Here is a 19,987-nt window from a genome sequence, read left to right as displayed (position 1 = left end):
TGTACGGCTCCGTACCGGTGCGGGTTCAGGCGCATGTGCGGAGGCACCCGCAGAAGGTGCCGTTCCGTTGTGCCCACCCGTTCCGCCCCTTGCGGAACGCCTGCCCACAACGGAACGGCGGTGGAGGGTGGGCACCGTCCTTGCGGAACGCCTGCCCACAACGGAGCGGCGGCGGGGCGGGGGCGGGGGCGGCAACATCGTGTCGGTAAGTGGGGGTGTGGGGCGGGCGTAGCCTCGCTCGTATGAACTCGTATGGAAGCTTTCCGGGGGCGCGGCCGCGGCGGCTGCGGACCACGCCCGCCATGCGCCGGATGGTGGCCGAGACCCGTCTCTCCCCGGCCGACCTGATCCTGCCCGCGTTCGTCCGCGAGGGCGTCACCGAGCCCGTGCCGATCAACGCCATGCCCGGCGTCGTCCAGCACACGCGGGACACGCTGCGGCGGGCCGCCGTGGAGGCGGTGGAGGCGGGAGTCTCCGGGATCATGCTCTTCGGCGTCCCGGAGGACGCGAAGAAGGACGGGGCCGGGACGGCGGGGACCGACCCGGACGGCATCCTCCAGGTCGCCATCCGCGACGTCCGCGCCGAGGTCGGCGACGAGCTCGTGATCATGTCGGACCTGTGCCTCGACGAGTACACCGACCACGGTCACTGCGGCGTCCTCGACGAGGACGGCCGGGTCGACAACGACGCCACCCTGGAGCGCTACGCCGAGATGGCGCAGGTCCAGGCCGACGCCGGCGTCCACGTCGTCGGCCCCTCCGGGATGATGGACGGCCAGGTCGGCGTCATCCGCGACGCCCTGGACACCATCGGCAAGGAGGACGTGTCGATCCTCGCGTACACCGCGAAGTACTCCTCCGCCTTCTACGGCCCCTTCCGCGAGGCCGTCGGCTCCTCCCTCAAGGGCGACCGCAAGACCTACCAGCAGGACCCCGCCAACCTCCGCGAGTCCCTGCGCGAGCTGGCCCTGGACCTGGACGAGGGCGCGGACATGGTCATGGTGAAGCCGGCCGGCCCGTACCTGGACGTGCTCGCGAAGGTCGCCGAGGCCGTGGACGTACCGGTCGCCGCGTACCAGATCAGCGGTGAGTACGCGATGGTCGAGGCCGCCGCGGAGAAGGGATGGATCGACCGCGAGAAGGCGATCCTGGAGACCCTCACCGGCATCCGCCGCGCCGGCGCGCAGATGATCCTCACCTACTGGGCCACCGAGGCCGCGCGGACGCTGAGGCAGGCCCGCTAGACCGCGGACGGCCCTCGGGCCGTCGGAACGTCGGGCGAGTGGTGGGGGCGCGTGGTACGGCGCACCCTGGAGAGGTACCCGACAGGTACCTCCCCGGAGGTGGTCCTCATGATGCACACGCTCGTCGGATGGCACGTCGACATGGAGTTCAAGGAGGAGGGCGACCGGACGCGGGCGGCGGCCCTGGTCCGGCTCCCGGACGGATCCGAGTTCCGGGCCCACGGCACCGCCCACCGGAACCCCGCCGATCCCGAGCAGCTCAGGGTCGGCGAGGAGATCGCGGGGGCCCGGGCCCTGATGGACCTGGCCTCGCAGCTCCTCCAGAAGGCACACGCGGAGATCGACGAGGTGTCCGGGCGGAAGTCGTACCCGATCAACCGGTAGTCAGTACTGGAGGGCGTCCGCCAGTTCCTGCTGCCAGTAGGAGACGGCGGCGCCGTCGTCCACGTACGTGCCCTCCGGGGCCTTCAGCGTCACCATGCTGTCCGCGGTCAGGTTGACCTTGATCGTGCGGACGGTCATGCCGTGGGTGTCCTCGCCCGGCTCCCCGGTGAGGATCAGGGAGGCGTAGCCCGATGCCCCGGGGGCCAGGCTCACCACGGCCTGCGGCTTGCTGTCCTCCACGATCGCGATCGGCGCCTGGCTGTGGTCGAAGCCGACCAGGGGCGCGTTCAGGGCGTGGCAGGTGCGGTCGCCGGTGTTCGTGATCGTGAGGGCGAGGTGGTTGACCGGGCGGCTCACCTTGCTCGCCACGACCTTCACGTCGGCGGCGGTGCAGGGGCGGAGGGAGGGCTTCGCGGGCGGGGCGGTGGTCTTCTTCGGGGCTGTCGTCGGTGCCTTCGTCGGCACCTTCGTCGGGGCCTTGGTCGGGGCCGTGGCGGGCGGCTCGGTCGTGGGCGCGGGTGCCGAGGTGGCGGGTGCCGAGGTCGTGGGTGCCGCGGTCGTGGTCGCGGTGGGCTTCGCGGGGGCCGGGGGCGCCGCCTCCTGGTCGGCCGACTGGCAGGCGGTGAGGGCGAGGGCCGCGAGGAGCGCTGCGGCGGGCAGGGTGAGGGTGCGGATGGACGTGCGCATGGTGGTTCCCCCGTGGGTGGTCCGGTCGGTGGGCCGGTCGCTCAGCGGCCGTCGAGCAGGGTGATCACGATCGCGGTGCAGATGATCAGCACCGTCACTGCCAGGGCGTCGGCGACGCGGCTGTTCGGCATGGCTCCATGCTGCGAGCCGGTGTGACCCGGTGTCGACCGACGCGGGACAATGAGGGACGCTGGAACGCTTCCAACCCCTCCGACCTGGGGAGACGTACGTCGCCCGGAACGCGTTCCCGGGACGCCGACCAGCGATGGGGGAGCGACGGATGGACACGGGGGACCGGCTCGCCGGGCTGCTGCGGGGGCTGAAGGAGCGGTCGGGCCTGAGCTACGGAGCGCTCGCCAAGCGGCTCCACGTCAGCACCTCCACCCTGCACCGGTACTGCAACGGTGACGCCGTCCCGACCGACTTCGCCCCCGTGGAACGGCTCGGCCGGCTCTGCGGCGCCACCCGCGAGGAACTCGTCGAGCTCCATCGCGCGTGGATCGTCGCCGACGAGGCCCGGGGACGGGGTGGCGAGGTGGCGCCCGCCCCGCCTGCCGAGCCCGCCGAGCTCTCCACGGCCGCCGGTTCCGACGAGGCGGAGGTCGTCGTCGTGGCTTCACCGGAGCCGCCGTCCCGGGCGCGGTTCACGGGGGCGCTCGCCGTCGTGGCCGTCGTGGCCCTGGCCGTGCCCGGTGCGTATCTGGTGGCGCGGGACGGGGAGCGGGAGCCGCGCGGCGGCTCCGCCGCACCGCCGGTGCCGGCTCCGCTGAACGCCGGCATCAGCTCGTACAACTGGGCCGAACCCTGCGGGCAGTACTACGTCCTCGACCAGAAGCCCGAGCACGTGCCGCCGCCGCCCGCGCCGCAGGACAGCCGCCCGTGGGCCCGCGCGCTCGGCGGCATCGACGGCGGGCACATGCAGCTCCAGGTCACCGTCACCGGCCGCACCCAGGAACCCGTCGTGCTGTCGCGGCTCCGCGTCCGGGTCGTCGAGCGGGACCGGACGCCGGAGTGGATCGCGTACTCCATGGGCGACGGCTGCGGCAGCGGGATCACCCCGCAGACCTTCGACATCGACCTCGACGCGCCCCGGCCGTACGCGAAGGCCGTCGCCGGACAGGACGGCGACCGGATCGTGCCCGCGAAGGACTTCCCGTACAAGGTCGCCACCGGAGACCCGCAGGTGCTCAACCTCGACGTCCACACGGAGGAGCACGCCGCCGCCTGGTACCTGGAGCTGGAGTGGAGCACCGGGGACCGGAAGGGGACCGTACGGATCGACGACGGCGGGGAGCCGTTCCGCACGCACGCCATCGAGGGCCGCACGGTCTACGGCTACTGGCCCGACAAGGGCGAGTGGGTCGCGCAGTGATCCCGCGCCGACCCACCCGCCCCGGGAGCGTCAGAGGCGCTCGGGCGTCCGGATGCCCAGCAGGGCCATGCCCTGGTGGAGCGTGCGGGCGGTCAGGTCGCACAGGAAGAGGCGGTTCTCCACCTGCGCCGGGGTGTCCGCCTTGAGGACCGGGCACTCCGAGTAGAACGTCGTGTACAGCGACGCCACCTGGTACAGGTACGCGGCCAGCTTGTGCGGCGCGTACTCCGCGGCGGTCTCGGCGATCGTCTCGCCGAAGCCGTCGAGGTGGAGGCCGAGGGCCCGCTCGGACGGCGCCAGCTCCAGCTCGGGGTGGGCGGCCGGCTCGGCGTCCCCGGCCTTCCGCAGGATCGACTGGATACGGGCGTACGCGTACTGGAGGTACACGGACGTGTCGCCGTTGAGCGAGACCATCTGGTCGAGGTCGAACTTGTAGTCACGGGCCGCCGAGGTCGACAGGTCCGCGTACTTCACCGCGCCGATGCCCACCTGGGCGCCCCGCTCGGCGATCTCCTCCTCCGTGAGGTCCTGGGCCTTCTCCCGGACCACGGCCGAAGCCCGGTCGATCGCCTCGTCCAGCAGGTCCACCAGCCGGACCGTCTCGCCCTCACGGGTCTTGAAGGGCTTGCCGTCCTTGCCGAGGACCGTGCCGAAGGCCAGCTGGACGGCCTTCACCTCGTCGTTCAGCCAGCCCGCCCGGCGAGCCGTCTCGAAGACCATCTTGAAGTGCAGGGACTGGCGGGCGTCCACCACGTACAGCAGCGAGGTCGCCTTCAGGTTCTGCACCCGGTCGCGGATGGCCGACAGGTCCGTCGCCGCGTAGCCGAAACCGCCGTCGGACTTCTGGACGATCAGCGGGACCGGGTTGCCGTCCGGGCCCTTGATGTCGTCGAAGAAGACGCACAGCGCGCCCTCGGAGCGGACCGCCACGCCCGACTCCTCCAGGATCCGGCACGTCTCCTGCAGCATGTCGTTGTAACCGGACTCGCCGACGATGTCGGGGTCCCGGACGTCCATGTCGAGCTTCTCGAAGACCGAGTAGAAGTAGATCTTCGACTCGTCGACGAACCGCTGCCACAGGGCGAGGGTCTCCTCGTCACCGGCCTGGAGGTCCACCACACGCGCGCGTGCCCGGGTCTTGAACTCCTCGTCCGCGTCGAACAGCGCGCGGGACGCCTTGTACAGCCGGTTCAGGTTCGACATGGCCTCCTCGCCGGAGACCTCCACGTCCGCGCCCTCGGCCTTGTGGTCCAGCTCGTGCGGGTGCTCGATCAGGTACTGGATGAGCATGCCGAACTGGGTGCCCCAGTCGCCGATGTGGTGCCTGCGGACCACGGACTCGCCCGTGAACTCCAGGATCTCCACCATCGCCGCGCCGATCACCGCCGAACGGAGGTGGCCGACGTGCATCTCCTTCGCCACGTTCGGCTGCGCGTAGTCGATGACCGTCGTGCCCGCCGCCTCGTTCAACGGCACGCCGAGGCGCGCGTCGGCGGCGCGGGCCGCGAGGGTCTCCACGATCGCCGCGTCCGACACGGTGATGTTGAGGAAGCCGGGGCCGGAGACCTCGATCTCCTTCAGCACGTCGTTCGCCGGGATGGACTCGACGACCTTCGTGGCCAGCTCACGCGGATTGCCCTTGAGCCGCTTGGCCAGCGCCAGGATGCCGTTGGCCTGGAAGTCGGCCCGGTCGCTTCGTCGGAGCAGCGGGTCGGCGGAACCGGCCTCCGGCAGGGCTGCCGAGAGGCCTTCCGCGAGGCGCTGCTGCACGGTCGAAGCGAGGGAAGGGACCGAGGCCATGAGCTTCCGTTCCTGTTGTGTCGAGTCCGGTTGTCCCGGTGGTCTATTTCGCTTGTCAAGTGTCCCATGGGTGGGCAACGTGTTTTCCCCGCCTGTGGACAACCTCCGCGTTCTCCCCGTCTGTGGACAACCTCGGAGCGCGCCGCTCCGTCTGGGAGAATGGAAGGCGCAAGGCTTCGAGGCGTACCCATAAGAATCCGGAAAGAAGGACGTACCGACCGTGGCTCAGAGCAGCACCGAGACCGACTGGGTCTCCCGTTTCGCGGACGAGGTCATCACCGAGTCGGAGCGACGTGCGCCTGGCAAACCGGTCGTCGTCGCGTCCGGTCTCTCCCCCTCCGGCCCGATCCACCTCGGCAACCTCCGCGAGGTCATGACCCCGCACCTGGTCGCCGACGAGATCCGCCGCCGCGGGTACACCGTCCGCCACCTCATCTCGTGGGACGACTACGACCGCTACCGCAAGGTGCCGAACGGCGTCGAGGGCGTCGACGAGTCCTGGGCCGAGCACATCGGCAAGCCCCTGACCGCCGTCCCCGCCCCCGCCGGCTCGCCCCACGCCAACTGGGCCGAGCACTTCAAGGCCGCCATGGTCGAGGCCCTGGCCGAGCTCGGCGTCGAGTACGACCCGATCAGCCAGACCGAGCAGTACACCTCCGGCGTCTACCGCGAGCAGATCCTGCACGCCATGCGCCGCCGCGGCGACATCGACGCCATCCTCGACCAGTACCGGACGAAGAAGGCCCCCAAGAAGCAGTCCCAGAAGCCGGTCGACGAGGCCGAGCTGGAGGCCGCCGAGGGATCCGGCGCGGCCGGCGAGGACGACGGCTCCGGCGGCGGAGGCGGGTACTTCCCGTACAAGCCCTACTGCGGGCAGTGCGGCAAGGACTTCACCACCGTCACCGCCTACGACGACGACACCACCGAGCTGAGCTACACCTGCTCCGCCTGCGGCTTCGCCGAGACCGTCGCGCTCAGCGAGTTCAACCGAGGCAAGCTCGTGTGGAAGGTCGACTGGCCCATGCGCTGGGCCTTCGAAGGCGTCATCTTCGAGCCCTCCGGCGTCGACCACTCCTCGCCCGGCTCCTCCTTCCAGGTCGGCGGCCAGATCGTCACCCTCTTCGACGGCGTCCAGCCCATCGGCCCCATGTACGCCTTCGTCGGCATCAGCGGCATGGCCAAGATGTCCTCCTCGAAGGGCGGCGTGCCCACCGCGGCCGACGCCCTGGAGATCATGGAGCCGCAGCTGCTCCGCTGGCTCTACGCCCGCCGCCGGCCCAACCAGTCCTTCAAGATCGCCTTCGACCAGGAGATCCAGCGGCTCTACGACGAGTGGGACAAGCTGGAGGCCAAGGTCGCCGACGGCACCGCGCTGCCCGCCGACGCCGCCGCACACGCGCGTGCCGCCCGCACCGCGGCCGGCGAGCTGCCGCGCACCCCGCGCCCGCTGCCGTACCGCACGCTCGCCTCCGTCGCCGACATCACCGCCGGCCACGACGAGCAGACCCTCCGGATCCTCACCGACCTCGACCCGGAGTCCCCGGTCACCTCGCTCGACGAGGTCCGGCCGCGCCTCGACCGCGCCGAGAACTGGATCACCACCCAGGTCCCGGCCGACCAGCGCACCATCGTCCGCGAGGAGCCCGACACCGAGCTCCTCGGCTCCCTGGACGACGACGGCCGCGAATCGCTCCGGCTGCTCCTGGAGGGCCTCGACAGCCACTGGTCGCTCGACGGGCTCACCACGCTCGTCTACGGCGTGCCGAAGGTCATGGCCGGCCTCACCCCCGAGGCCAAGCCCACCCCCGAGCTGAAGGTCGCCCAGCGCTCCTTCTTCGCCCTCCTCTACAAGCTCCTCGTGAGCCGCGAGACGGGCCCCCGCCTGCCCACCCTGCTCCTCGCCGTCGGCGCGGACCGGGTGCGCAAGCTGCTCGGCGCCTGACCCGACGCGCGAAGGGCCGCTCCCGTGATCGGGGGCGGCCCTTCGGCGTGTGCGCGGCGCGCGGACGGGTCAGGAGGGGTCGTACTCCTGCATCTCCTCGCGGACGCGCTCCTGCACCTCAGGGGTGACCAGCTGGAGCAGGTCGGACTGGGGCTCCGGGAGCTTCTGGAGGCCGTACGCCTCCGCCACCAGCTGATCCAGCTCGAACGGGGTCGGGAAGCGCCTGTACTCCTGCACGAAGCCGTACGTCACCTTGTAGGCGATCTCCCGGAACTCCTCCATCTGAGGGTCGGGCTCCTGACGGGGGTCGGGCCGCTGGAGCTCGCCGAACAGCTCGGGACCCGACTGCTCCGGTTCCACCGGGCGGGCGTCCCCGGGGATGGCCGCCGCGGCGTTCTCCTCCGCGGCGCTCTCCTCCGAGGGGTTCTCCTCCGGCTGCGCGGTGTACATGCCGCCGTACCCGTCCGGGGTGACCTGCTGGGCGTCGAACCAGGGGCTCTCGTGGTTCGGCTGGGCCTGCTGCTGGGGGCCGGGGGCCTGGGCCTGCGGGGCCGGGGCGGGCTCCTGCTCCTGGGCCTGGACCTGGGCCTGGACCTGAGGGACCTGAGGGGCGATCGCGACCGGGGCCTGAGCCAGAACCGGGGCCGGGGCCTGGGCCAGAGCCGGGGCCTGCGTCGGGGCCTGCGTCGGAGTCGGGTTCGGCGGCAGGAGGACCGGGTCGACGCCCGCCGCCGCGAGGCCCGCCGGGGCCGTCTCGGCCAGCGGGACGCCGTACCGGGCGAGCCGCAGCGGCATCAGCGCCTCCACCGGCGCCTTGCGCCGCCAGCCGCGGCCGAAACGGGCCTGGAGCCGGGCCTGGTAGATCAGCCGCTCCTGCTCCAGCTTGATCACCTGGTCGTACGAGCGCAGCTCCCACAGCTTCATCCGCCGCCACAGCCGGAACGTCGGCACCGGCGACAGCAGCCAGCGGGTCAGCCGCACGCCCTCCATGTGCTTGTCCGCGGTGATGTCCGCGATCCGGCCCACCGCGTGCCGCGCCGCCTCGACCGCGACCACGAACAGCACTGGGATGACCGCGTGCATGCCGACGCCCAGCGGGTCCGGCCAGGCCGCCGCGCCGTTGAACGCGATCGTCGCCGCCGTCAGGATCCACGCCGTCTGCCGCAGCAGCGGGAAGGGGATCCGGAGCCAGGTCAGCAGCAGGTCCAGGGCGAGCAGCACACAGATGCCCGCGTCGATGCCGATCGGGAAGAAGTACGAGAACGTACCGAAGCCCTTGTGTACGGCAAGCTCGCGCACGGCCGCGTACGAACCCGCGAAACCGATCCCCGCGATGATCACCGCGCCGCCGATGACGAGCCCGATGAGTATGCGGTGTGTGCGTGTCAGCTCCATCGCGGCCACCCGCGATCCCCTCCCGTGATTCGACGTCTCGCGGGCCCCAGAGTGGCACACATGAACGAAGCCCGACCCTCTGGGGAGGGACGGGCTCCGCTCGGACACGCCTGTCTGTGTTGATTTGTGTCAGTACCCGGGCGGCCGACGGGGGTTGGCCCGACCGAACGGCGGGTATGACTACATGTTCATGTCCGCTGGTACGACTACTTGTTCGCGGCGGTCACCGAGGCGACCGCCTCCTTCGCCGCCGTCGTCGCGCCCTCGACGATCGTCTTCGCCCGCGGCGCGGGCGCGCCCGCGTATCCGGCGCCGTTGTAGGACAGCAGCACCAGCACGTTGCCGGTGCGCGCCACGATCGACGCGTACGGGAAGTCCTCGCCGGTCTTGTTCACGGTGTACGTGACCATCTTCGCCTCGTCGCCGATACCGGCCACCGACGCGGTGCTCAGCGTCTTCGCGCCGGTGGTGGCCTGGATCTTCCCGAGCTCCTTGGCGAAGTTCTCCTGGGCGCGCGCCTGGCCGCTGCCGAGGGAGACCTCGGAGTCGTACCGGTAGAACGACACGTCGAGCCAGCGGTACTGCGAGCCCTTGACGCCCTGGTCCTCCAGGCCGTTCCACGAGCAGCCCGCGCGGTGGGAGAGGTCCGTGGAGGGCGCGGCGGTGCCGTTCTCGTTCTTCGCCTTCGGGACCAGCGCGGAAGTGGTCCTCGCCGCGATCGCCTTGCACGCCGAGGGCAGCTTCGCGAACTTCGCGGGCTCCACGGTCGGCGTCGGGGACGGGGTCGCCGACGCGGTCGCGCTCGCGGTCGCCTTCGCCCCGCCCGTCTTGGCGGCTCCGTCGCCGTCGCTTCCCGAGTCCGAGGAGCAGCCGGCGACGACGAGCATCACGGGGACGGCTGCGGCGGCGAGGATGCGGGTGAGTCGCGGAGCTGATCGCTGCATGGTTCCTTCAGTCGCTTGTCGTACGGCCGGTGCCGGGCCGGTGCCGGTCGGTGGCCCCGGCGGCCCTGGCGGCCCTGGGTACGCCGACACGTTACGTGGTCCCCCCGCCGCCCGGGGGGCGCGCGGGACACCCGCCGGCCGGCTACTCCTCCAGCCGGTCCGCCAGCAGGCGGGCCAGATTCTGCGCCCTGTCCTGCAGTTCCTTGCTGTCCGGGGCCGGCGCCGTGCCCGTCGTGCGCTGCCGGTACTCGACCGTCACGACGACGTTCGATGTGCGGAACACCACGCTCACGACCCGCTGGCGACCGGCCCCGCCGGTCGAACCGAGGGCGTCGCCGACGAAGGCGATGTCGCCGAGTCCCCCGAGCAGCCGGGGCTCGAGGCCGGTCGTCGCCGGCGCGGAGGGGGTGCCGGTGGTGGCTCCTCCGGTGGGGGTGGCGCCCGCGCCGGCCGCCGCCGCGTGGGTGGCGGTCGGGTCCGTGGTGGCGGCGCCCGAGGTGCGCGATGTGGGCGAGGCCGTCGTCGGCCCGGTGGCCGGGGCGGTGGTCGGCCCGGTGGTCGGCGCGGTGGGCGTCGGGGGCGGGGTCGTCGGTACGGCGATCCCGGCCGCGAGCTGCTTGCGGGTGTAGACCTCCTGCGCCCGCGTGGCGTCGCTCACCGTCGGGTCGTACGAGACCACCCGCTCCACGTCGAGCACCAGGCGGTGCGAACCGCCGTCCGCGGCGTCGGCGGTCCAGGTGCAGCCGACGCGGCGGTCGGTGTCGTACGTGACGGCCGCCGTGCCGCGCAGCGCCTTGGCCCGCTCGGCGTCGGACAGGGCGACGGTCCCGGGGAGCAGCTCGCGCAGGGCGGCCTGGGGGACGGCGCCGCACGGTTCGAAGAGGGTGCGGTAGCGGCCGGGGGGCGCGACGGGAGTGGCGGCGGCGCCGGCCTTCGCGTCGACCGTGACGTCCTCGGCGGTGCCGGCCGCCGAGCAGCCGGTCAGGGCGCCGAGCACGACGCCGAGACCGGCGCCGAGGCCGAGGAGGGTGCCGGGGGCGCGGCCGGGTGAGTACCTCTTTCGCTGCACCGTCCCAGGCTCCCTTCTCCCAAGGTCTTTCCCGAAAACTGTTTGCCGCCCCGTGAAGGCGGATGGACACAATGTCTATCGCACGCGCAGCCGTTGATGCCGGTCCGCCGTCACCTCTACGGGCTTTGGCTCCGGTTTTTGCGTTATCAGGCTTTTCGGGGGAATCGAGGAAGTATGTCGTATGTAGAGGTACCGGGTGCGCAGGTACCCATCCGGATGTGGGCCGATCCTTCCACGGTGGAGGGCGGCGCGATGCAGCAGCTCCGCAATGTGGCGACGCTGCCGTGGATCAAGGGCCTCGCGGTCATGCCGGACGTGCATTACGGCAAGGGCGCGACGGTCGGTTCGGTGATCGCCATGAAGGACGCGGTCTGCCCGGCCGCGGTCGGTGTGGACATCGGCTGCGGCATGTCCGCGGTGAAGACCTCCCTGACCGCGAACGACCTTCCCGCCGACCTCTCCCGTCTCCGCTCGAAGATCGAGCAGGCGATCCCGGTCGGCCGGGGCATGCACCGCGACGAGGTCGACCCGAAGCGGCTCTACCAGTTCCCGACGGCCGGCTGGAACGACTTCTGGTCCCGGTTCGACGGGGTGGCGGACGCGGTGAAGTTCCGGAGGGAGCGGGCTGCGTTGCAGATGGGGACGCTCGGATCCGGCAACCACTTTGTGGAGCTTTGCGTCGATACATCCGATTCGGTGTGGCTCATGCTGCACTCGGGCTCGCGGAACATCGGCAAGGAGCTCGCCGAGCACCACATCGGCGTGGCACAGCACTTGCCGCACAATCAGGGGCTGATCGACCGGGACCTCGCGGTCTTCGTCTCCGAGACCCCGCAGATGGCGGCCTACCGGCACGACCTCTTCTGGGCGCAGGAGTACGCGAAGTACAACCGTGCGATCATGATGGCGCTCTTCCAGGAGGTCGTCCGCAGGGAGTTCCGGAAGGCGAAGGTGACCTTCGAGCCGGTGATCTCCTGCCACCACAACTACGTGGCGGAGGAGCGGTACGAGGGGATGGATCTGCTCGTGACCCGTAAGGGCGCGATCCGGGCCGGCTCCGGGGAGTTCGGCATCATCCCGGGCTCGATGGGTACCGGCTCGTACATCGTGAAGGGCCTCGGCAACGCGGCCTCGTTCAACTCGGCCTCGCACGGCGCGGGCCGGAAGATGAGCCGGAACGCGGCGAAGAAGCGCTTCACGACGCGGGATCTGGAGGAGCAGACGCAGGGTGTGGAGTGCCGCAAGGACTCCGGCGTCGTGGACGAGATCCCGGGCGCGTACAAGCCGATCGAGAAGGTGATCGAGCAGCAGACCGACCTCGTGGAGGTCGTCGCCAAGCTCAAGCAGGTCATCTGCGTGAAGGGCTGAAAGGTCGCGGGACGCCGTGGCGACGGCGCCCCGCGACTCACTTCAGCCGACGGGCATCGCGACCTGGCCGGAGCGCAGGCGCCACAGGCGCATGGCGCAACTCTGCTCGGTGCGGTCGAGGGCGATGGCCGCAGCTGCGGGATCACCGAGCCGGAGCAGCTCACGGTCTTCCGGGCTGGTCCAACGGCGGCGGGGCGGCGCGAACCTCATGTCCGTGGGCCGGGTCCAGGTGGCCGAGTGGTGCTGTTCGGCGCGGAGGATGTGTGCGTCTCGGGCGTTGAGTTCGACCGAGGCCCTCGGCCGGGACTGCAATCCCGGTCGAGGGCCGTTCTGTATGGAGTTGTCTTCGACGGCAGGTCGGGTTTGCGGGGAGATCACCCGTGCGTGTCTACGGCTCGCGGTGGAGCTTGGTGTTGGAGGCCTGGGCGCGGGGGCGGACGACCAGGAGGTCGATGTTGACGTGCGGGGGGCGGGTGCAGGCCCAGGTGATGGTGTCGGCGACGTCGTCGGCGGTGAGGGGCTCGGCCACGCCGGCGTAGACCTTGGCGGCGCGGTCGGTGTCGCCGCGGAAGCGGGTGGTGGCGAACTCCTCGGTCTTGACCAGGCCGGGGGCGATCTCGATGACGCGGACGGGGGTGCCGACGATCTCCAGGCGGAGGGTCTCGGCGAGGACGCGGGCGCCGTTCTTGGCGGCGACGTAGCCGGCGCCGCCCTCGTAGGTGCCGTGGCCGGCGGTGGAGGAGAGGACGACGACGGTGCCGTCGCCGCTCGCGGTGAGCGCGGGCAGCAGGGCCTGGGTCATGTGGAGGGTGCCGAGGACGTTGACGTCGTACATGCGGCGCCAGTCCTCGGGGTCGCCGGTGGCGACGGGGTCGAGGCCGAGGGCGCCGCCGGCGTTGTTGACGAGGACGGCGAGGGCGCGGAAGGCGGTGGCGAACTCGTCGACGGCGGCGCGGTCGGTGACGTCGAGGGCGTACGCGGTGGCCTGGTGGCCGGCCTCGTTGATCTCGGCGGCGAGGGCCTCGATGCGGTCCTTGCGGCGGGCGGTGAGGACCACGCGGTAGCCGGCGGCGGCCAGCTGCCGGGCCGTGGCGGCGCCGATGCCGCTGCTCGCTCCGGTGATGACGGCGATGGGGGCGGACATGGCGGAGGCTCCTCGTACAGGCGGTCGGGTCGGTGTGGTCAGGATAGGCGGCGGGTCAGCGGCCTCGGGGGGCGTACATGATCACGGCCATGCCGGCGAGGCAGACGAGGGCGCCGATGACGTCCCAGCGGTCGGGGCGGTAGCCGTCGGCGACCATGCCCCAGGCGAGGGAGCCGGCGACGAAGACGCCTCCGTAGGCGGCGAGGATGCGGCCGAAGTCGGCGTCGGGCTGGAGGGTGGCGACGAAGCCGTAGAGGCCGAGGGCGAGGACTCCGCCGCCGATCCAGATCCAGCCGCGGTGCTCGCGGACTCCCTGCCAGACGAGCCAGGCTCCGCCGATCTCGAAGAGGGCGGCGACGGCGAAGAGGGCGACGGAGCGGGCGATCTGCATGGCTTCAGGTTGTCACGGGGGACACGCGGGCTGACGGATTGTCAGAAGATGGGATGATCTATGGGTATTTTTGGGTCATGCGTGTGATGTCGAAGGGTGTGCTCGGGGCCGCGCTGGCGGCGTTCGTGGTGCTGGCTGCCGGGACGGCCGCCGGGGCGACCGGTGACGTGGTCGGTGAGGCGGCCGGTGAGGCGGATCTCGCCCACCACGGTCATGTCTCGCTGTGGGATGGGCGGGTCGGGGTGTGGCTGGTGACGGAGAACCACGGGCCGTCCGACGTCGCGGACGCCACCGTCCGGTTGGCCTTCTCCGCGCCCATGGCGGGCGGTCAGGAGCTGCCGCCGGGGTGTCTGTGGAGCAGCGCCCGGGTGGTGTCCTGCCGGACGGGTGCGCTGTCCGGCGGCGGGGCGGCGGGTGAGCTGGCGCTGGACCTGAGGGCCGCCGGTCGGCCGCAGGAGCTGACGGTGGACGTGAGCACGGCCTGGCGGGCCGGCGGGGTCGACCGGAACTCCTTCAACGACCGGCACCGGGTGCTGGTCCTCGCCACCGGGGACCCGTACGTCTTCTGAGGTGCCCGTCGAGGGTGCCGGGGTGCTCATCGGCTGCTCCAGTGCACGTATCCGTCGGGGCGGACGAGGACCGCGGTGCGGCGGGCGGGGTCCGTCCAGGTGGCCCGTACGACGCGGTTCGCGCCGGTCGGGGCGGAGGGCGGCAGGGCCGGGGTGGTGCCTTCGGGGGCGACGAGGACGAACTCGCCCGCGCGGAGCAGCTCGTGGAGCCGGCCCTCGCGGAGCCGGACGTCGGGGGCGCGCCGGCCGGAGGCGCGGCCGCCGCCGGGGGCGGGGGCGTAGGCGATGCCGAGGCCGCTGATCATGCCGAGGAGCTTGGCGGAGGCGGGGCGCACGACGCTGAGGGCGGTGGTGGCGACGGCGCGCAGCGCGCGGGTGGCGGGGGTGTGGGCCATGGCGAGGCGGACGATGGCGCCGCTGCTGCGCAGGACCATGGTGCCGACGGGGTGGCGCTCGGCCTGGTAGCTGTCGAGGAGGGCCTCGGGGTCGGGGGCTTCGCCGCGGTGGACGGCGATGAGCTTCCAGGAGAGGTTGGCGGCGTCCTGGAGGCCGGTGTTCATGCCCTGGCCGCCTGCGGGGGAGTGGACGTGGGCGGCGTCCCCGGCGAGGAGGACGCGGCCGACGCGGTAGGCGGGGACCTGGCGCTCGTCGCTGTGGAAGCGGGAGATCCAGCGGGCGTCGTGCATGCCGTGGTCGGTGCCGAGGGCGCGGCGGGCGAGGTCGCGGACCTCGTCGAGGTCGACGGGTTCGCTGTCGGGGACCTGGCGCGTGCGGTCCCAGCCCATGACGCGGTACCAGCCGTCGCCGAAGGGGGCGATGAAGACGAAGGCGTCCCCGGTGCCGTTGACGGTCAGGGAGGCGGCGGGTTCCTCGGTGAGGCGGACGTCGGCGAGGACGATCGAGCGGATGACGCTGGTGCCGGGGAAGGGCAGTCCGAGGGCGGTGCGGACGGTGCTGCGGTGGCCGTCGGTGCCGACGAGGTGGCGGGTGCGGAGCGTGCGGGGGGTGCCGTCGGGGCCGGTGAGTTCGGCGGTGACGCCGTCGGCGTCCTGGTGGAGGGCGGTGAGGGCGGTGTCGTGGCGGAAGGTGACGCCGGCGTCGACCGCGCGCTGTTCGAGGAGGCGCTCGACCTCGTACTGGGGGGTGATGAGGATGTGGTCGAAGCGGGAGGGAAGGTCGCTGAGGTCGAGGGAGAGGTGGCCGAAGAGCCGCATGCGGTTCAGCGGGGTGCCGGTGGCCTCCAGGGCGTCGGCGAGGCCGCGGGTGTCGAGCAGTTCCAGGGTGCGGGCGTGGACGCCGAAGGCGCGGGTGAGGTTGGAGCGGCCGGCGGGGCGGCGCTCGACGAGGGTGACGTCGAGGCCGGCGGCGGCGAGGTCGCCGGCGAGCAGCAGCCCGGTGGGGCCGGCGCCGATGACGACGACGTCGGCGCCGAGGGGCTCGGTGGTGGTGTCGGCCGGGTGGGTTTCGGTGGTGCGCATGGCTGCCTCCGAGGGGGTCAACGCTTGTTGGCCTACGCTTGTTGGCAACGGTACGGCCACCCCGTGTGACGTGTCAACACCTGTTGGCCTACAGTTGTGGGCATGACGACCGCACGCCGCTCCGACACCACGCGGGCCGCGATCCTGGAGGCCGCCCGCGAGCGCTTCGCCGCCGACGGGTACGAGCGCGCCACGATCCGGGCCATCGCCCGCGACGCGGGGATCGACCCCTCGATGGTGATGCGCTACTTCGGGAACAAGGAGGGGCTCTTCGCCGCCGCCTCCGAGATCGACCTGGCCCTGCCCGCCCTGGGCGCACTGCCCTCCCGGCACATCGGGGCCGTCCTCGTGAACCACTTCCTCGACCGCTGGGAGCGCGACGACGTCCTCACCGGACTGCTCAGGGTCTGCGTCACCAACGAGGCCGGGGCCGCCCGCATGCAGGCGATCTTCGAGGCGCAGCTCGGCCCCGTCACCCTCGGCGTCTGCCCGGAGCCCGAGGAGGCCCCGGCCCGGGCGGCGCTCGTCGCCTCCCAGATCCTCGGCATGGCGCTCGCCCGCTACGTGCTCCGCTTCCCGCCGGCCGTCGCGATGAGCCGGGACGAGGTGGTGGCCTGGCTGGCGCCGACCGTGCAGCGCTACCTCACGGCCGAGACGCCCTGAGGCCGCCGAGGGACTCCTGAACCGCGGCGGTGCCTACGAGGCGGCGGCGCCGAACTCGCGTACCGCCTCGTCGACGATCGCCTCCAGGCGGGCGTGGTGCGCGCCCCGCCAGTACACCCGGTCGCACTCCTCGCACCGCGCGAAGACGTCGTACGTCTTCTCGGTGCCGCGCTCCAGCCGCTCGCGCACCTCGTCCTTGCCGGTGTCGGTGAGCAGCCCGTTGCAGGCGGTGCAGCGGGTCCACGGCGCCAGCGCGGGCGCGAACCGCTCCAGGACGTCACGGAGCTGGTCGTCGGGCCGGTCGCTGTACACGTACGCGCCGGCCCACAGCTCGCGGCGGCGCAGCAGCCCGCGGTCGCGGGAGAGCATGACCCGCCGCTCCTGCGCGGAGAGCGCGGCGAGCGCCGGGTCGCCGATGTCCTCGTTCTCGTACGCGGCGTCGACGCCGAGCAGCCGCAGCCGCCGGGCCAGGGTGCCCAGGTGCACGTCGAGCAGGAACCGGAGGGGCGCGCCGGGCACCGGCTGGGGGCGGGCGACGTCCTCGACCTCGACGGTCTCGCCGGCCGAGGGCACGTGCGCGGGGGCCACCGGACGGCCGTCGACCAGGAGTCGGCCCGCCTCGGTGAGCGGGACGCCGAGGGACTCGACGACGTGGCCCAGCGAGGAGACGCCGTCGGTCACCACGGCCGTGCGCCCCGAGCGCCGTTCGGGGGCGACGAAGACGGCGAGGCCGGGCGCGAAACTGATCTGGATCTCCGGTCCGTTCACGGGGACAGGATCGCACCGGGCGCGGACGACGGGCCAGGGATTTCCGGGCCGCGGCGCCGTGCGGCGACCGGTGCCGTGACCGGAGCGGCGACTGGTGCCGTGGCTGGAGTCGTGGCCGGTGCCGTGACTGGTGCCGTGGCCGGAGTCGTGGCCGGTGCCGTGACTGGTGTCGTGGCCGGTGCCGTGACCGGAGTCGTGACTGGTGCCGTGACTGGTGCCGTGGCCGGTGCCGTGGCCGGAGTCGTGTCCGGTGCTGCGACCGGAGTCGTGTCCGGTGCCGTGTCCGGCGCCCCGAGCAGACTCCCGAGCAGAGCCGCCCCGAGCGGAGCCCCGGGCGGAGCCCCGGCCGGAGCGGGCCCGGCCCCGAGGGCGGGGCGGCCAGGGCCACGACAGGGTGTCGGGGGCTGGGTTACCGTCCCCGCATGAAGATCATCGACCTTGAGCCCGGCGACCCGCGTCTGGAGAGCGACCTCCTGCCGGTCCTCCTCGAACTGCGCCCGCACCTCACGCCCGCCCTCTTCCGGGACGTCTACGCGCGCGGCCACGCGCAGGGACTGCGCTTCACGGCCGCCTACGACGACGACGGCCGGTGCGTCGGCGCCGCCGGCTGGCGCCTCGTCTTCAACACCAGCTCGATCAGCCAGCTGTACGTCGACGACCTGGTGACCGCCTCCGACGTCCGCTCCACCGGCGTCGGCCACGCCCTCATCGCCCACCTGGACGGCCACGCCCGCGCCGCCGGCTGCCACGAGCTCAACCTCGACTCCGGCACCCAGCGCACCGACGCCCACCGCTTCTACCTGCGCGAGCGCTTCGACATCGTGGCCTTCCACTTCGTCCGGCCGCTCACCGACCCGCGGTAGCCGCCAGGTCGAGCCGCCAGGCCTGGCAGCGCATCGGGCGGCCCGGCGGGTACTCGAAGTCCTCCTCGCCGAGCAGCTCGAACCCGGCCTTGCGGCACACCGCGTTCGACGCGGCGTTCGCCACCGACGGGAAGGCGAGGAGGTACCGGTGGAGCCCCGCGGCCCGGGCCCGCTCCGCGACCGCGCGCGTGGCCAGGGTCGCGACGCCGCGGCCCTGGAGGCCCGGCAGGACCGTCCAGCCCGTCTCGTACACCGGCTCGCCCCGCCACTCCGACGTCCAGAAGCCGATGCTGCCGGCGACCCGCTCCTCCGGCAGCAGCACGATCCGGAACATCCGGCCCGCGCCCGTGGTGTCCGCGCTCAGGTCCACGTACCGACGGTGGCGGCGGACCAGCTGCTCCTCGGTCTCCGGCCCGCCGAGGTGCTCCATCAGCTCCGGCGCGTTCAGCGCCCGCAACAGCCCGGCGTCCTCCTCGGACCAGGCTTCGAGGCGTACGGACGCGGCGCCGGTCCCGGTCGTCGCGGACGGGCCGGGGAGCGCGGAGGGTTCGGTCATGGGCGCACCGTACGGCACGGCACCGACAGGCGGGCCGTACGCCGTCAGCGCAGGCGGCCGGAGGAGGCGAGGGAGAGGCGGGAGACGACCCGGCCGAAGGCGAGCTCCTCCGCCGGGGTCAGCGGCACGGTCTCCTGCGGGTGCCGGACGCGGTCCATCGGCGTCAGTGAGCGGGTCCGGCGCGCGCGGGCGCGCAGGCCCGTCACCAGCCACACGCCCGACGCGACCGCGAGCACGGCGAAGAGGGTGAGGGGGTGGCCACGGGGGTCGGAGAACTGGCCGGGCACGGCGGCACAGACGATTCCTCCTGCTTTCTCCCGATCTGTTCAGTCAGCACCACAGTGGGGGACTTTCGACAGGGTGGCGGCGCGCTCAGGGAGGCCCTCTTGTGCCGGACGGGGAACCGTTCGAAGGTGGCGGCGGAGGCAGATTCCGGCCGGGAGGGAGCAGCCGCATGTCCGGAACTGGTGTGCGCGGATGGGGTTTCACGGACGACCGGGGAGTCGAGGCGGGGGCGGCGGCGAGGCCGACGCGGGTGCTCGCCTACGTACGGGCCGGGGCGGCCCTCCTGGACCTGGGGGTGACGCCGGTCGCGGTGTACGGCTCCGGGCACGACGGGACGGCGCCGGACCCGGCGAAGGACGGCGGGCTCGCGGCGGCCGGGGTGCCGTACCTGGGGCCGGGGCGGGCGCTGGCCGAGGAGCGGCTGCGGGAGCTGCGGCCGGAGCTGGTGGTGGACGTCACGTACGACGGGAAGAGCCCGTACGCCGTGGACGAGGAGCTCCTGGGGCGGCTGGGGGTGCCGCTGGTGGCGCTGTCCGTCGGCGACGACCCGGGTCTGCCGGCGATCATCGGGCGGTTCGGGGAGCTGGGGGCGGCGCTCGGGGCGCCGGACCACGGGGCCGACGGGGCGGGGGTGCCCGCGGAGGCGGAGGAGGCGGTGCGGGAGGCGGCCGCGGCGGCCGGGACCGGGTGCGGGGTGCTGGCGCTCTCCGGGGGCGGCGCCGAGCAGGTGCACCTGGCGCGTCCGGAGGCGTGGCCGGAGCTGGCGCGGCTTGCCGGGCTCGGGGTCCGGCTGCTCGACCCGGGGCCGGGGCCGGGCGCAAACTGGCTGACCACCGGCTGGGAGCGGGCCCTCGACCTCGCCCCGGCGCTGGTCCTGTACGACAGTCGGGCGCACGCGAGCCGGCCCGAGGGGCCGGGGCGGTTGCCGGCCGGCGCGCGGCTGCTGCCGTGGAACCCCGAGACCCCGCCGAGCCCGGCCGCCTACGCCCGTTTCTTCCACGCCGTGGCCCAGGCCCTCGCGGAGACGCCGCGCACCTGAGCCCTGCCCCCGCTTCCCGGCGTCGG

21 protein-coding genes are annotated in these 19,987 nt (G+C 72.7%); 9 read left to right on the top strand and 12 right to left on the bottom strand.

The genetic code is table 11. The features are described 5' to 3' along the window. Positions 1–242 precede the first annotated feature (242 nt). Positions 243–1,244, top strand: a complete 1,002-nt coding sequence (hemB, locus tag HHL19_RS34575) for a porphobilinogen synthase (protein WP_169094344.1) — start codon at positions 243–245, stop codon at positions 1,242–1,244. 111 nt (positions 1,245–1,355) lie between these two features. After that, entirely contained in the window at positions 1,356–1,628 is a 273-nt protein-coding gene (locus HHL19_RS34570) for a DUF1876 domain-containing protein (RefSeq protein ID WP_169094378.1), read from the top strand. On the opposite strand, the gene HHL19_RS34565 is transcribed toward HHL19_RS34570, so the two are convergent. Next, on the bottom strand, positions 1,629–2,315 hold the full coding sequence (locus HHL19_RS34565) for a DUF4232 domain-containing protein (protein WP_169094343.1): 687 nt from the start codon (positions 2,313–2,315) through the stop codon (positions 1,629–1,631). A 280-nt stretch (positions 2,316–2,595) separates the two neighbouring features. Here HHL19_RS34565 and HHL19_RS34560 point away from each other — a divergent pair, with 280 nt between their 5' ends. Further along, complete coding sequence (locus HHL19_RS34560) at positions 2,596–3,687, top strand: helix-turn-helix transcriptional regulator (RefSeq protein WP_169094342.1); 1,092 nt, start codon at positions 2,596–2,598, stop codon at positions 3,685–3,687. A gap of 30 nt (positions 3,688–3,717) precedes the next feature. Here HHL19_RS34560 and argS read toward each other — a convergent pair whose 3' ends face one another. Next, positions 3,718–5,487 carry an arginine--tRNA ligase gene (gene argS / locus HHL19_RS34555; protein WP_169094341.1) on the bottom strand — a complete coding sequence of 590 codons (1,770 nt, stop codon included), beginning with the start codon at positions 5,485–5,487 and terminating at the stop codon, positions 3,718–3,720. Between the two features lie 220 nt (positions 5,488–5,707). Here argS and lysS point away from each other — a divergent pair, with 220 nt between their 5' ends. Beyond that, positions 5,708–7,429 carry a lysine--tRNA ligase gene (gene lysS / locus HHL19_RS34550; RefSeq protein WP_169094340.1) on the top strand — a complete coding sequence of 574 codons (1,722 nt, stop codon included), beginning with the start codon at positions 5,708–5,710 and terminating at the stop codon, positions 7,427–7,429. Between the two features lie 69 nt (positions 7,430–7,498). Here the strand turns inward: lysS and HHL19_RS34545 are convergent, their stop codons facing one another. From HHL19_RS34545 to HHL19_RS34535, 3 genes are all read right to left on the bottom strand, one after another. Continuing rightward, positions 7,499–8,824: a DUF2637 domain-containing protein gene (locus tag HHL19_RS34545; protein ID WP_169094339.1), complete on the bottom strand. Its 1,326-nt coding sequence runs from the start codon at positions 8,822–8,824 to the stop codon at positions 7,499–7,501. Positions 8,825–9,030: 206 nt separating this feature from the next. Continuing rightward, the gene (locus tag HHL19_RS34540; protein WP_169094338.1) at positions 9,031–9,768 is read right to left on the bottom strand and encodes a DUF3558 domain-containing protein; all 738 of its coding nucleotides are present in this window, start codon (positions 9,766–9,768) and stop codon (positions 9,031–9,033) included. Between the two features lie 142 nt (positions 9,769–9,910). After that, the gene (locus HHL19_RS34535) at positions 9,911–10,837 is read right to left on the bottom strand and encodes a DUF3558 domain-containing protein (protein ID WP_169094337.1); all 927 of its coding nucleotides are present in this window, start codon (positions 10,835–10,837) and stop codon (positions 9,911–9,913) included. A 174-nt stretch (positions 10,838–11,011) separates the two neighbouring features. Between HHL19_RS34535 and HHL19_RS34530 the strand changes: the two genes are divergently transcribed. Then, entirely contained in the window at positions 11,012–12,205 is a 1,194-nt protein-coding gene (locus HHL19_RS34530; RefSeq protein ID WP_169094336.1) for an RtcB family protein, read from the top strand. A 42-nt stretch (positions 12,206–12,247) separates the two neighbouring features. On the opposite strand, the gene HHL19_RS34525 is transcribed toward HHL19_RS34530, so the two are convergent. The 3 genes from HHL19_RS34525 to HHL19_RS34515 all read right to left on the bottom strand — a co-directional run bounded on the left by HHL19_RS34525 (position 12,248) and on the right by HHL19_RS34515 (position 13,740). Then, the gene (locus HHL19_RS34525) at positions 12,248–12,415 is read right to left on the bottom strand and encodes a hypothetical protein (RefSeq protein WP_206325832.1); all 168 of its coding nucleotides are present in this window, start codon (positions 12,413–12,415) and stop codon (positions 12,248–12,250) included. A gap of 178 nt (positions 12,416–12,593) precedes the next feature. After that, a complete protein-coding gene (locus HHL19_RS34520) occupies positions 12,594–13,349 on the bottom strand; it encodes an SDR family NAD(P)-dependent oxidoreductase (protein ID WP_169094335.1) in 756 nt (251 codons plus the stop codon). Between the two features lie 55 nt (positions 13,350–13,404). After that, entirely contained in the window at positions 13,405–13,740 is a 336-nt protein-coding gene (locus tag HHL19_RS34515) for a YnfA family protein (protein ID WP_169094334.1), read from the bottom strand. 77 nt (positions 13,741–13,817) lie between these two features. Here HHL19_RS34515 and HHL19_RS34510 point away from each other — a divergent pair, with 77 nt between their 5' ends. After that, positions 13,818–14,309, top strand: coding sequence for a hypothetical protein (locus tag HHL19_RS34510; protein WP_169094333.1), 492 nt, complete (start codon positions 13,818–13,820; stop codon positions 14,307–14,309). Between the two features lie 26 nt (positions 14,310–14,335). On the opposite strand, the gene HHL19_RS34505 is transcribed toward HHL19_RS34510, so the two are convergent. After that, positions 14,336–15,787, bottom strand: coding sequence for an FAD-dependent oxidoreductase (locus tag HHL19_RS34505; RefSeq protein ID WP_169094332.1), 1,452 nt, complete (start codon positions 15,785–15,787; stop codon positions 14,336–14,338). A 102-nt stretch (positions 15,788–15,889) separates the two neighbouring features. On the opposite strand from HHL19_RS34505, the gene HHL19_RS34500 reads away from it, so the two are divergent. After that, on the top strand, positions 15,890–16,450 hold the full coding sequence (locus HHL19_RS34500; protein WP_169094331.1) for a TetR family transcriptional regulator: 561 nt from the start codon (positions 15,890–15,892) through the stop codon (positions 16,448–16,450). 33 nt (positions 16,451–16,483) lie between these two features. On the opposite strand, the gene HHL19_RS34495 is transcribed toward HHL19_RS34500, so the two are convergent. Beyond that, entirely contained in the window at positions 16,484–17,218 is a 735-nt protein-coding gene (locus HHL19_RS34495) for a Mut7-C RNAse domain-containing protein (protein WP_169094330.1), read from the bottom strand. A 422-nt stretch (positions 17,219–17,640) separates the two neighbouring features. On the opposite strand from HHL19_RS34495, the gene HHL19_RS34490 reads away from it, so the two are divergent. Next, positions 17,641–18,081, top strand: a complete 441-nt coding sequence (locus HHL19_RS34490; RefSeq protein WP_169094329.1) for a GNAT family N-acetyltransferase — start codon at positions 17,641–17,643, stop codon at positions 18,079–18,081. Here the strand turns inward: HHL19_RS34490 and HHL19_RS34485 are convergent. Together HHL19_RS34485 and HHL19_RS34480 are read right to left on the bottom strand one after the other, a co-directional pair. Continuing rightward, positions 18,065–18,637 carry a GNAT family N-acetyltransferase gene (locus HHL19_RS34485; protein ID WP_169094328.1) on the bottom strand — a complete coding sequence of 191 codons (573 nt, stop codon included), beginning with the start codon at positions 18,635–18,637 and terminating at the stop codon, positions 18,065–18,067. The two genes, HHL19_RS34490 and HHL19_RS34485, sit on opposite strands and share 17 nt — an antisense overlap. A 44-nt stretch (positions 18,638–18,681) precedes the next feature. After that, positions 18,682–18,924, bottom strand: a complete 243-nt coding sequence (locus tag HHL19_RS34480; RefSeq protein WP_206325831.1) for a hypothetical protein — start codon at positions 18,922–18,924, stop codon at positions 18,682–18,684. A 167-nt stretch (positions 18,925–19,091) separates the two neighbouring features. On the opposite strand from HHL19_RS34480, the gene HHL19_RS34475 reads away from it, so the two are divergent. Continuing rightward, positions 19,092–19,961 carry an ABC transporter substrate-binding protein gene (locus HHL19_RS34475; RefSeq protein ID WP_206325830.1) on the top strand — a complete coding sequence of 290 codons (870 nt, stop codon included), beginning with the start codon at positions 19,092–19,094 and terminating at the stop codon, positions 19,959–19,961. The last annotated feature ends 26 nt before the right edge of the window (positions 19,962–19,987 follow it).

Origin of the sequence: Streptomyces sp. R302 (genome assembly GCF_012927245.1) — a bacterium.
In the GTDB taxonomy this organism is placed as follows: Bacteria; Actinomycetota; Actinomycetes; order Streptomycetales; family Streptomycetaceae; genus Streptomyces.
Note: the sequence above shows the minus strand (reverse complement) of the source record. Positions and strands in the feature narration are given on the sequence as shown.